Below are 11,600 nucleotides of genomic sequence, written 5' to 3'. Positions count from 1 at the left end.
TCCTTCAGAACCTGTACCGGTTCAACTCCGCAAGAGGATGACAACGTCTGGAAGGAACACCATGAGATTTTCCCTTCATCACCATCTCGGCATGAGCGCGCTTGCAACATGCCTTGCCCTCGCCATGCCCCTTGCCCCAGGCATGGCGCTGGCCGAAGAAAGCGGCGACAGCGTCAAGGAATGGCGGCTGTTCGTCGCCGATCACAGCCAGCCCGTGGTGCGCGCAATCAATTTCGAAACCGGCAAGGAACTCGGACGCTACGATCTCAAGGGCTATGCGGCGCTGACCGCCAGCGCCTCCGGCAAGACGGTCTTCGCGACGCAATCGGATGCCGACATGGTGCATGTGATCAAGACCGGCATCGTTTTCTCCGATCATGGCGAACATCGCGATCTGGATGTGGAAGATGCAGCGCTTTTGCCCATCACCTTCAAAGGCAAGCGCCCTTTCCACGTCGTGCCGCATGACGATCATGCCATTCTTTTTTATGACCGTGGCGGCAAGGCAGAGATCATCGATGAGGCTGCCCTGCTGGACGGCAAGGCCAAGGTCCGCACCGTCGATACGACCGCCCCGCATCACGGCGTGGCGGTGACGATGGGGCGTTACGTTCTGGTTTCCGTGCCGAATACCGAGGTCGAAACGAAACCCGATACGCTGCCGCCACGCATCGGGCTGCGTGTTCTCGACAGGGAGGGCAAGCAGGTCGGCGAACAGGCGGCATGCACCGATCTGCATGGCGAGGCGACATCCGCGCGGCTTGTCGCTTTTGGCTGCAAGGAAGGCATTCTCGTTGCCCGCCCCGGCGGCACCGATGGCCCCAAGCTCGAAATGCTGACCTATCCGGAAGATTTCCCGAAAGCCTATACCGGCACGCTTCTTGGCGGCAAATCCATGCAGTTCTTCCTCGGCAATTACGGTGAGGACAAGGTCGTCCTGATCGATCCGGACAGCAAGGACGCCTTCCGTCTGGTGGAACTGCCGACCCGGCGGGTCGATTTCATTCTCGATCCCGCCAATCCGCGCAACGCCTACATCCTGACGGAAGACGGCGACCTGCATGTGCTTGACGTGCTGGAAGGCGCCATCACCCGCAAGGCGAAGGTGACCGAACCCTACAGCAAGGATGGCCATTGGCGCGATCCGCGTCCGCGTCTCGCCGTTGCCGACGGGCAGATCGCAATTTCCGATCCGCGCCATTCGCTGGTGCGCGTGGTGGATGCGGAAAGCCTGACGGAAACCCGCACGCTTGCGGTGGAAGGTCAGCCCTATTCAATCGTTGCCGTTGGCGGCTCCGGCGCTTCGCACTGATACCCAACAAAAGAAACCCCGTGCGCCTGAGGGACACACGGGGTTTCCTGATTTTGATGGGCCGTATTATCAGGCCGACTGCACAGCCTGTATCTTCTCGATGCCGCCGACAATGTCTGAGAAATCCTGCCAGACGCCCTGCGCGCCCTTGCGCCATTCGTCCAGCGCTTCCGGCTGCAGCACCTTGCCGCCCTTCGAAAGCGCAAGCTCGACGGACTTCACTTCGTCCTCGACGATCAGCTGGTTGAAATATTGCGCGCCTTCGCTCGATGCTTCCAAGAGAACCTCCTTCTCTTCGTCGTCCAGCTGGTTCCAGAAAGTCGCACCGTAATAGACGACGCCTGAAGCCCAGATGTGGCCGGTTTCCGTCAGATAGGGCACGACCTCGTAAAGCTTGAAGCCGGCATAAGCGGACTTGGTGAGATCCATGGCATCAGCCACGCCGGTTGCCAGCGCATTATAGGTCTCGGTGATCGGAATACCGACCGGGGTGGTGTCGAAGGCGCTCCAGAGCTTGGTGTGCAGCGGGCTCTGGATAACGCGGATTTTCTTGCCTTCCAACTGCTCCGGTCGGGTAATCGGCTCCTTGGTCAGAAGATGGCGTGCGCCGTAATTGATGAAATCGACGGCGATGAATTGCTGGGCGGCGAGCTTCGTCTTCAGATCAGTGCCAGTCTCGCCCGTCACCACCTTGCGCACATGCTCGGCATCGCGGAACAGGAAGGGCAGATCGAGGATCTGCAATTCCGGTACCCAGCCGGAGAGCGAAGAGACGGTGGAAAGGCTCGCCTGAACCGATCCCAGGCGGATATTTTCCGCCACTTCCTTTTCGCCGCCCAGCGCGCCGCTCTTGACGATATTGAAACGGAAACGGCCGGGCAGCTTCGCCTCCACCAGCTCGCTGATCTTCACCCAGATTTTCGTTTCCGGCTTGTCGTCGGCGAAAAGCGACGCGACGGTGAGGCTGCGGGTTCTGGCATTTGCCGTGCGCACAAAGGCGGGCGCGGCGAGCGTTGCCGCGCCAATGGCGGAGAGTTTGAGGAGATTGCGGCGGTCGATAATAGTCATGAATGAAACCCCGGATTTAGAAGAAAATGGCCCAGGCGCACAGAATGGCGAGGGAAACGAGAAGGGAGACGAGATAGGGAACAACAGCCCGGAAAAGTGCTGTCGCCGGAATGCGGGTGACGCCGCTGACCACAAAGATCAGCATGCCGAGCGGTGGTGTCAGGCCATGGATCATCAGATTGACCACGAGGATGACGCCGAAATGGATGGGATCAATGCCGGCCGCCACGGCAGCGGGCAGCAGGATCGGCCCGAAAAGCAGGATGGCCGCACCAATGTCCAGCACCAGTCCCACCACGAGCAGGATGAGGTTGGAGAGCAGCAGCACCGCGATCTTGCTGCCGCCGAGCAAAGTCACAAAATCCGTGACGAGGCCCGAGACATTATCAACCGCCAGCAGGAAGGCGAAAGGCCCGGCCGTGCCTATCAGAAGACCAATGGCCGCCGCCTCACCGGCCGATTGCCGGAAGGTCGCAAAAATGCGGCCCGCCCCCAACCGGTAACCGAAGCCGAGAAGCAGCGTGTAAAGTGCGGCAAGTGCTGCCGCTTCCGTGGTGGTGACGATGCCGATGCGGATGCCGACCACCACGATGACGCCAAGACCGAAGGCCGGTATGGCGGCGACAGCCGAGCGCCAGCGCTCCGCACCCGTGGCACGCGGCAAGGTATCGACGCTGCGCACGCTGAAATGGATTGCCGCTGCAAGGCAGACCGCCATCAGCCCGCCGGCAAAAAAGCCGCCGACCAGCAGCGAGCCGACCGAGAGATTGGTGGCCGTTGCGAGGATGAGAAACGCGATGGAGGGCGGAATGACATTGTCCAGCACGGAAGTGGCGGCAATGATCGCACCGGCCTGCGCCGGCGGATAGCCATGTTTCACCAGTTCCGGCTGGAAGGTGGAGGCGCCAAAGGCGGCATTGGCGACCGATGAGCCGGATGCGCCGGAAAACAGCACGCTGGTCAAAAGCGTCGTCTGCGCCAGCCCTGCCCGCCGGTGCCCGACCATGGAGGCGGCGAAACGCACCAGCTGGTTGGCCACGCCCGATTCCGTCAGCAGGCTTCCGGCCAGCAGGAAGAAGGGAATGGCGAGCAGCAGGAATTTCGACATGCCGGTCACGGTTGACGAAACGATGGCCGGCTCCGGCAAGGTGCTGCCGAAGGCAATCGCCACATAAGCGGCGGCAAGGAAGGCATGGGCAAGCGGCGCGGCGAGCACCAGCCCCACGGCCGCCGTCAGCGCCAGAAACAGGCTCGGCGGCAGGTTCGTATCGACGAAAACTTCCGGCAGGCCAACATAGGCCACCACTGCGATGGCGAGAGATGCGAGAACGGCAAGCGCCTTGCCTTCACTGACACGCTGAAGCGCCAGATAGAGAAGGATAAGCGCGCCGCCTGCGCCGAGAAAGCCGAAACGCACCCATTCCGGCAGACCAAGCGTCGGAGACGTGCCGCCAAGCATCGCCGCGATCTCCACTCCGCCGAAAGCGAGGATGAGTGCTGCGATAAAGGAGAAGGCATCGGCCAAAACTTCGGTCGCCGCGTGAAATCGTTGCGGAAGGAACCGCACGAAGACATCGAGCCGCATGGCGAGCGCACTTTTGAGACTGAGCGGCGCACCGACAGCGATCATGGCCACATGCAGCCAGATGCCGAAGTCTTCCGCGCCGATGAAGCCTGTATGAAACAGATAACGCAGCGTGACATTGACCAGCACCACCACGAGCAGCGCTGCAAGGATTGCTGCCGCGACCGCGCCGAGCACCGTGTCCAGAACGGCGAGCACCCGCTCGGCCACGCGTTGCGGGCCGATGCGTCTTTGTGCGATTGTCGTTGCCGGACTTTCCGTCATGGGTTTCTTCTCCACTCCCGAAGCCATGCTCAGGAGGCCTTGGCCGAGAGGTCACGGTCGAACAAAGTCGACCATGTGAATTGTTTTGCCGCCGAGACCTCACGCGATACGTCGAGCCGCGGCAGAACCTTTTCGCCGAAGCGGAAAGCCTCTTCCAGCAATGGCATGCCGGAAAGGATGAAGGTATTCACGCCCGCCTTCTTATAGGCCTCCAGCGTGCGGATAACAGTATCCGGCGAACCGACAATCGCGGTTCCCGGTCCCGGCCGCACGAGGCCGATGCCGGCCCAGAGGTTGGGCGCGATTTCAAGATCGCGCAGGTTCTCCGGCTTCTGGCCGCCGTGCATCGCCGTCATCCGCTGCTGGCCGACGGAATCGGTCTTGCCGACGAAACGCTGGTTGGCGGCAATGGCCCGCTCATCCATGCGGCCGTATAGATCGGCCGCAGCGGCCCAGGCCTCTTCATCCGTATCGCGGACAATAACATAGAGACGAATGCCGTATTCCAGTTCGCGACCGAGCTTTTCCGCGCGCGCCTTGACCAGATCGACCTTCGCGCCGATCTGGTCCGAGGTCTCACCCCAGGAAAGATAGGTCTCGACATGTTTGGCCGCAACATCGATGGCCTTGTCCGAGGAACCGCCGAACCACAAAGGCGGCGGCTCGATGCCCTGCCCGACCGGAAGAGCGAGCTTTGCGCCCTCCGTCTGGAAATGCCGGCCCTTGAAATCGACCGTTTCGCCGGCAAAAAGACGGTGCCAGATTTGCAGATATTCATCCGCCATATCGTAGCGCTCATCATGCGGCATGGTCATGCCGTAAGCGCCGAGCATCTTCGCATCGCCCGAGACGACATTTATCAGCAGGCGGCCGCGCGAAAACTCCTGAAGCGTCGCCGCCATCTTGGCGAGCAGCGTCGGCGCGACAAGGCCCGGATGAATGGCGACCAGAAACTTCAGCCGCTCGGTATAGGAAAGCAGCGCGCCCGCCAGAACCCAGACATCATGCGCACCGGTGGCAAACAGCGCACCGGTATAACCCAGCTCGTCATAAGCGAGCGCCAGCTGTTTGTAATAACCGAGATCGACCTTGCGGGACCCTTCCGGCTGCCAGGGATAGGCACCATCGGGTGCGCACATGTACCAGAAAACATTCATCTGCCGCCTCCCGTGCTGGCTGATTGCCCGGTCAGAACCGGTAAAGAGAAATGACCGTGCCTGTAAAGCGTATCGGCCTCCTCCTGCTGTTCGGCAAGGATATTTTCGGCAGCGGCCACGACAGAAAGGTCTCGCGACCTCAGCACCTTGGCCCAGGACTGTGCATCACCCTCGCTGCCCGGTTCGGCGGCGAGAAGGGCAGCGGCTTTGTCGATATCCGCCATCACGGCCCGGCCAACGCGATCCAGTTCGGCCGCAATTGCCTGCCCTGTCTCGCCCGCTATGTTGTGGCGCGCAAGCGTCCAGAATAGCGAACGGTTGGGAATGGTGGAGCCGCAACGGACAAGAAGGCTGATCTCCTCATGGGTCAGAGCCTTTTCCAGCCGCGGCGACATCGTCACCCAGGCATCGACACGGCCTTCCACGAGATCGCGCAGGCTGTCGCTGTCGCCGCTTTCGATACGGGTCACATCCTCAAGGCCAAGCCCCGCCCCTTCCAGGCTGCGCGCCAGAAGATAGGTGTGAAACGATCCATCGATCAGCGATATGCGCTTTCCCGAGAGATCAGCGGCTGAGCGGATCGGGCTGTCGCGCCGCACGAGGATTGCGCCATTTGCGGGCCTCGGTGCGGAAGCAGCGATATAGACCGCTGAAAGCCCGCGCGCATCCGCTTCTATGGGCGGCGTCGAGCCGGTGCCACCGAAATGGATGTCGCCCTTTTCCAGCAGAGCTGCCGTATCGCGGCCTTCACGATAGGCCACGAATTCCGGATCGAATTCTTCAAAGGCGCCGGGCCAGAGCCGGGCAAGACGTAAATGCAGATTGTTGGGATGAACCCCGATTTTCATGTCGACACCTCATTTCGCATTCAATCTACTTTTTTATAGAATGTTTTCGAGAAACGTTTTGGCGATCCTCCGCCGGAAAATGAAAGAGAAATCTACCAATCCTGTAGATTTTAAAAAATGCCGGATAGAGCTGAGATGAGACTCATTAAGCCATTGAAATTTATCACCATACAATCTACTTTTTTGTAGTTTGAAAAATGGGCCTGTAGTCGTGACGAAACCGGTTTCCAGTCTCATCTGCCGCAGCGTGGTGGACGCGAGCGAGCTTTTGAAGCTTGTCGCCAACGCCAATCGTCTGGCCATCGTCTGTTATCTCATGGAAACGGAAGCCTCCGTTTCCGCGCTGGAATATGAACTCGGTATCCAGCAACCCACGCTTTCGCAGCAGCTTGCCGAATTGCGCGACGCCGGTGTGATCGAGGGCTCACGGGAAGGTAAAGCGGTGATCTACCGTGTCACCGATCCGCGCATCGTCCAGCTGGTTTTGACATTGCGCGGTCTTTACACGGACCTCTCCGACGTGACCGGCAAGAAAGGCAGACGGGCACTGCCGCTGGATGAGGCAATGTTCGACTAGCATGATCGACCTTTACACCTGGATCACGCCCAACGGCCTTAAAATCTCGATTGCGCTGGAAGAACTTGGCCTGCCCTATACCAGCCACCCCATCGACATCGAACAAGGCGAGCAATTTGCCGCGGATTACGTCCGCATCAATCCCGGCTCGAAAATCCCTGCGATCGTCGACGATGAAAACGGCACCGTCCTGACGGAATCGAACGCGATCCTGATCTATCTGGCCGAAAAGGCGGGCCGGCTTCTGCCCGCCTCCGCGACCGAGCGACTGGTCGTCACGGAATGGCTGATGTGGCAGGCCGCCAATTTCGGCCCGACACTCGGTTATGCCCATTATTTCCTGACCTATCATGCCGGACAGGCCCCCTTTGCCGAGACGCGTTTCGCGGCGGATGTCGCGCGGCTTTACCGGACATTGAACGACCGCTTGAGCGGGCGGGAGTTCGTGGCCGGCGATTTTTCAATAGCCGATATTGCCATCTGGCCATGGGTCTCGCGTTTCGCGCGCCACAAAATCAATCTCGATGATTTTCCGGCGGTAAAGCGGTGGTATCGCCAGATTGGACAGCAGGAGAGTTTTCAGCGCGGTTATCGCGTCCCCTTCGCAATGTCGGACGTACCGGGACTTTAACAGGCGACGAGATGGCCGGGCGAAACCTCCCGATATTCACGCGGCTTGACGGCATAATCAACGGCGCGGATCGGGCTTTTCAGCTCGTCATTCGCCGCACCGCGCCTTGTGTTGCGGCGATCCGGATCCGGCACCGGCACGGCCGCCATCAGCTTGCGGGTATAGTCATGTTGCGGATTGTCGAAGACAGCAGCACGCGGACCGATTTCGACGATCTCGCCGAGATACATCACCGCAACCCGGTGGCTGACGCGTTCCACCACCGCCATATCATGGCTGATAAACAGAAAGGCAAGGTCGAGGCTCTGTTGCAGGTCCAGCATCAGGTTGATGACCTGCGCCTTGATGGAAACATCCAGCGCCGAAACGCTTTCATCCGCGACAATCACCTTGGGCTGGAGCGCCAGCGCGCGGGCAATGCAGATGCGCTGGCGCTGACCACCGGAAAATTCATGCGGGTAACGCGACGCCATGTCCGGTGAGAGACCAACCTTTTTGAGCATGTCGGCCACCACATCCTTCGCCTCGCGAGCGCTTCCCATGCGGTGTTCCAGAAAAGGTTCGGCGATCGCCGCACCCACCGTCATACGCGGATTGAGCGAGGCGAAAGGGTCCTGAAAGATCATCTGAACCGTCTTGCGCATGTCCCGCATGCCCGTCTTGTCGAGTGCGAGAATGTTTTCGCCGTTGATCACGACCGAACCTGCATCCGGCTCGATCAGCCGCATGATGGCGCGTCCGGTGGTGGATTTGCCGCAGCCGCTTTCGCCCACCAATGACAATGTTTCACCGGCCCTGAGATCGAAAGACACGTTTTCCACCGCATGCACCCGGCCGCTGAGACGCCCCAGAAGACCGGAGTGAATATCGAAGCGCTTGGTCAGCCCCTCCACCTTCAGGACCGGCTGTGCAGCTGCGTCAACGGTATCGGCCGGACGCGCCGGCTCCTGCGTTTCCCCCGTGGTGGTGTTGACGATGGGAAAACGGAGCGGTCTTTCCTCGCCTTTCATCGACCCCAGAACCGGAACGGCGGACAAAAGTGCGCGCGTATAGGGATGTTTGCCGCGATGGAAAATATCGGTCGTGGCACCGACTTCCACCTGCTCGCCGCGATACATGACGACCGTGCGGTCGGCGATTTCGGCCACAACACCCATGTCATGGGTAATGAACAGGACCGACGTGCCCTCCTCTTCCTGCAGCGTCTTGATGAGGTCGAGAATCTGGCCCTGAATCGTCACGTCGAGCGCGGTGGTCGGCTCGTCGGCGATCAGCAATTTCGGCTTTGAAGCAAGAGCCATGGCGATCATCACGCGCTGGCGCATGCCGCCGGAAAAGCGATGCGGATATTCATCGAAGCGCGAGGCGGCGGAGGGTATACGGACCTTTTCCAGCAGGCGGATCGTCTCTGCCCGCGCATCGGCTTTCGACATCGGCTGATGGCACAGCAGAGCCTCGGAAATCTGGTCACCGATGGTGAAGAGCGGATTGAGACTGGTCATCGGCTCCTGGAATATCATGGCCACCTCATTGCCCCGCACCCGCCGCATGGCGTCTTCAGAAAGGGAGAGCAGGTTGCGACCTCCGAGCAGTATTTCACCCTGCACCCTGCTGCTTTCCCGATCCAGCAATCGCATGATGGAAAGCGAGGTAACGCTTTTGCCGGAACCGCTTTCACCGACGATCGCAACAGTCTCGCCCGGCCCGACATCGAAGGAAATATCACGCACCACCGGTTTCCAGCCGCCATCCACGTGAAAGGACGTGGTGAGATTGCGGACGGAAAGCACGGCATCTTCGGCACCGAGCGGTGCTGCCTGCGGCATGGTCATGATCGTTCCCTTTTCTTTATTCTGGTTGCAATGCTTGGGCGGGCAGTTACCGCGGGTTTCTTCTCCCCGCCGGGGAGAAGGTGGCCCGAAGGGTCGGATGAGGGGGCAACGTCAGCGATTGACAGCACCCTTGCCCCCTCATCCCGCTGCCGCGACCTTCTCCCTCTCGGGGAGAAGAAATAAGCGGCACCCGCTCGTTTCACTTAGTCCGGCCAGCGCAGCATGCCGTCGAAGCGGTGGCGGCTGCGGTCCTCGAACGGTGTTGCAATCACCTCGTTGGAGGCGCGCGCCTTGTCCAGCTCCTCGGCCAGCCGGGAAGCCACAACGGTTTCCTGGCCGGGATGCAGGTTGCAGGGGTCGAGATAGAAATAGCGGTGCTCCACCTCGTGGTCGCGGGCAATGATCGGCGGGCTGCCTTTGGCCAGCGCCGTCGTCAGGTCCCAGGCGGTGATATGGGCTTCTTCGGCATCGATGATGACGCGCAGCCGGTCGAGCGGGTTGTTGGTCGGGTCGGGTTCGATCAGCGCCGTCACGCCAGGGCGTCCGTCCAGCGTCTTTTTCCAGAGGTTGAGGTAGCCGGTTTCACGCTCGCGAATGCCGGCATGGTCACGCTTTTCCCAGGCTTCCAGCGCCGCCATGACACCGTAAATGCTTTCCTTGCCGACCTTCATGCCGCGGCCGACGCCCATATTCTGCAGGAAGGTGCTGCGCACCAGCTCCTTTTTGCCGGCGACGATGCCGGAAGTCGGGCCACCGAGGAACTTGTGGCCGGAATAAAGCACCACATCCGCGCCCGTCGCCAGAAACAGCTTCAGATCATATTCGGACGCCGCATCCACGATGACGGGCACGCCCCTGGCATGGGCGATCTCGACGAATTCGGAAAGATGCAGCAGGCCATAATCCACCACATGGTGCGAGACGACGTAGACCGCCGCCGCCGTCTTTTCGGTGATGGCGTTTTCCATGTGGAAACGATGGGCCGATGTTGCCTGCCCGATCAGCACCACCTTGCCGCCGCCGAGGCGGATCGCCTGATCCACCGGCGCGCCATAGCTCACCACATGGCCCATCTGCACCAGAACCTCGTTCTTTTCCGGGGTCACATCGGGCAGCTTTTCGATGGCCAGCAGATTATTGCCGGTAATGGCGCCCGCCACCGCAAGGCTTATGCCCGAGGAGCAGGAGGCTGTGACGAAACCGGCCTCGCCGCCCGTCAGCCTCGATATCACCGCGCTTGCCTTGCGTTGCAGATCGTTGATCTCGACGAATTGCGGCAGGATGGCCGCCATGGCCTCGACCGCTTCCGGAACGACGATAGAAGCGCCGAGCGAGGTCATGGTGCCCGAGACGTTGATGACCGGGCGAAGGCCGATCCTGCTTCTGATATCCTCGGTCATGTCTTTCTCCTGTCTTTGCGATGCGATGGGCATCGACATATATGCCATAATAATGTAATAGCTTCTCAAAACCCATGAGGAGCCAAAATTGGACGCCCATAGACTGGACGAAACGCCTTCAACCGCCCTGTCCGACGCCGCCGAAAACGCAGACGCGAAGGCGGCCAAGCGCTCGCGCGTCAGCGGCATCGACCGCGCCCTTCAGGTTATTGATTATCTTTATGAAACCGGATCGCCGGCTGGCGCCTACGCCATCGCCAAGGCGATCAAGGCGCCGCTTTCCACCGTCTATGTGATCATCGACGATCTCATCGAAAAGAACATGCTGGCGCGCAATGCCGATGGCAATATCTGGCTTGGCGCGCGGCTTTACCATTATGGTCTTGCCTATGCCCGCTCGCTGGATTTCATGGGTGTCGCCACCCACGAAATGCACGATCTGTGCCGCCATGCGGGCGAGACCGTGCAGCTTTGCGGCCGCGATGGCGACCATATGCTGGTGCTGGCCATGGCCGATGGTCCGAGCCATTTTCAGGTCGCGTCGCGCGTTGGCACCCGTGTTCCCCTGAACTGGACGGCATCCGGCCGCCTGCTCGTCGGGCATCTGCCGGAGGTAGAGCGCCTCGAACTTTTCCGACGCTGCGCCCGCTCCTCCCCCACTGGCCGTGCGGAAATCAATCCCGAGACCCTGTCGCAATCGGCGGCGGCCGCTTTCCATGACCGGCTGTCGATACAGGTCGCCGAATCCGACTACGCCGTCGCCTGCATCGCCTCGCCGATCTGCGACAACAGGGGCGAATGCGTGGCGACGATTTCCATCGTGCTGCCGGAGCAGAAGGTGCTGGCGGACGAAAACCATTATACCGAACAGGTGAGGGTTTCGGCGGAACGGATCGAAAAGCTGATGGGCTGGCGCAACCATTGAA

The 11,600-nt window shown here is 60.5% G+C and carries 10 protein-coding genes; 4 read left to right on the top strand and 6 right to left on the bottom strand.

Translation table 11 applies throughout. The features are described 5' to 3' along the window. The first annotated feature begins 61 nt into the window (after nucleotides 1-61). On the top strand, nucleotides 62-1,312 hold the full coding sequence (gene aztD, locus F3H58_RS08425) for a zinc metallochaperone AztD (protein WP_149741874.1): 1,251 nt from the start codon (nucleotides 62-64) through the stop codon (nucleotides 1,310-1,312). Between the two features lie 69 nt (nucleotides 1,313-1,381). On the opposite strand, the gene F3H58_RS08420 is transcribed toward aztD, so the two are convergent. Genes F3H58_RS08420 through F3H58_RS08405 form a run of 4 tightly spaced genes read right to left on the bottom strand, consistent with a single transcriptional unit; the run spans nucleotide 1,382 to nucleotide 6,234 of the window. Beyond that, nucleotides 1,382-2,380 carry a TRAP transporter substrate-binding protein gene (locus tag F3H58_RS08420; RefSeq protein WP_149741873.1) on the bottom strand — a complete coding sequence of 333 codons (999 nt, stop codon included), beginning with the start codon at nucleotides 2,378-2,380 and terminating at the stop codon, nucleotides 1,382-1,384. 16 nt (nucleotides 2,381-2,396) lie between these two features. Continuing rightward, nucleotides 2,397-4,229, bottom strand: coding sequence for a TRAP transporter large permease (locus F3H58_RS08415; RefSeq protein WP_188128831.1), 1,833 nt, complete (start codon nucleotides 4,227-4,229; stop codon nucleotides 2,397-2,399). A 29-nt stretch (nucleotides 4,230-4,258) separates the two neighbouring features. After that, on the bottom strand, nucleotides 4,259-5,386 hold the full coding sequence (locus F3H58_RS08410) for an LLM class flavin-dependent oxidoreductase (RefSeq protein ID WP_149741872.1): 1,128 nt from the start codon (nucleotides 5,384-5,386) through the stop codon (nucleotides 4,259-4,261). Further along, a complete protein-coding gene (locus F3H58_RS08405; RefSeq protein ID WP_149741871.1) occupies nucleotides 5,383-6,234 on the bottom strand; it encodes an ABC transporter substrate-binding protein in 852 nt (283 codons plus the stop codon). Before F3H58_RS08405 ends, F3H58_RS08410 begins: the two co-directional genes overlap by 4 nt. Nucleotides 6,235-6,445: 211 nt before the next feature. Here F3H58_RS08405 and F3H58_RS08400 point away from each other — a divergent pair, with 211 nt between their 5' ends. After that, nucleotides 6,446-6,811, top strand: coding sequence for an ArsR/SmtB family transcription factor (locus F3H58_RS08400; RefSeq protein WP_149741870.1), 366 nt, complete (start codon nucleotides 6,446-6,448; stop codon nucleotides 6,809-6,811). A gap of 1 nt (nucleotide 6,812) precedes the next feature. After that, a complete protein-coding gene (locus F3H58_RS08395) occupies nucleotides 6,813-7,442 on the top strand; it encodes a glutathione S-transferase family protein (protein ID WP_149741869.1) in 630 nt (209 codons plus the stop codon). Here the strand turns inward: F3H58_RS08395 and F3H58_RS08390 are convergent. Both F3H58_RS08390 and F3H58_RS08385 read right to left on the bottom strand, forming a co-directional pair. After that, nucleotides 7,439-9,274 carry an ABC transporter ATP-binding protein gene (locus F3H58_RS08390; protein ID WP_149741868.1) on the bottom strand — a complete coding sequence of 612 codons (1,836 nt, stop codon included), beginning with the start codon at nucleotides 9,272-9,274 and terminating at the stop codon, nucleotides 7,439-7,441. The two genes, F3H58_RS08395 and F3H58_RS08390, sit on opposite strands and share 4 nt — an antisense overlap. A 203-nt stretch (nucleotides 9,275-9,477) precedes the next feature. After that, on the bottom strand, nucleotides 9,478-10,674 hold the full coding sequence (locus F3H58_RS08385; RefSeq protein WP_149741867.1) for an aminotransferase class V-fold PLP-dependent enzyme: 1,197 nt from the start codon (nucleotides 10,672-10,674) through the stop codon (nucleotides 9,478-9,480). Nucleotides 10,675-10,762: 88 nt separating this feature from the next. Between F3H58_RS08385 and F3H58_RS08380 the strand changes: the two genes are divergently transcribed. Next, nucleotides 10,763-11,599 (top strand): IclR family transcriptional regulator, encoded by an 837-nt coding sequence (locus F3H58_RS08380; RefSeq protein ID WP_149741866.1) that lies wholly within the window; start codon nucleotides 10,763-10,765, stop codon nucleotides 11,597-11,599. Nucleotide 11,600: the final 1 nt, after the last annotated feature.

This window comes from Rhizobium sp. NFACC06-2 (genome assembly GCF_900101425.1).
GTDB classification, from domain to species: Bacteria; Pseudomonadota; Alphaproteobacteria; order Rhizobiales; family Rhizobiaceae; genus Agrobacterium; species Agrobacterium leguminum.
This window is presented reverse-complemented; position numbering and strand designations above follow the sequence as displayed.

What these genes read in the sequence shown, in the direction of transcription:
- F3H58_RS08405 (WP_149741871.1), bottom strand. Translation starts at nt 6,234, where the DNA reads ATGAAAATCGGGGTTCATCCCAACAATCTGCATTTACGTCTTGCCCGG.
- F3H58_RS08385 (WP_149741867.1), bottom strand. Translation starts at nt 10,674, where the DNA reads ATGACCGAGGATATCAGAAGCAGGATCGGCCTTCGCCCGGTCATCAAC.
- F3H58_RS08415 (WP_188128831.1), bottom strand. Translation starts at nt 4,229, where the DNA reads ATGACGGAAAGTCCGGCAACGACAATCGCACAAAGACGCATCGGCCCG.
- F3H58_RS08420 (WP_149741873.1), bottom strand. Translation starts at nt 2,380, where the DNA reads ATGACTATTATCGACCGCCGCAATCTCCTCAAACTCTCCGCCATTGGC.
- aztD (WP_149741874.1), top strand. Translation starts at nt 62, where the DNA reads ATGAGATTTTCCCTTCATCACCATCTCGGCATGAGCGCGCTTGCAACA.
- F3H58_RS08410 (WP_149741872.1), bottom strand. Translation starts at nt 5,386, where the DNA reads ATGAATGTTTTCTGGTACATGTGCGCACCCGATGGTGCCTATCCCTGG.
- F3H58_RS08390 (WP_149741868.1), bottom strand. Translation starts at nt 9,274, where the DNA reads ATGACCATGCCGCAGGCAGCACCGCTCGGTGCCGAAGATGCCGTGCTT.
- F3H58_RS08395 (WP_149741869.1), top strand. Translation starts at nt 6,813, where the DNA reads ATGATCGACCTTTACACCTGGATCACGCCCAACGGCCTTAAAATCTCG.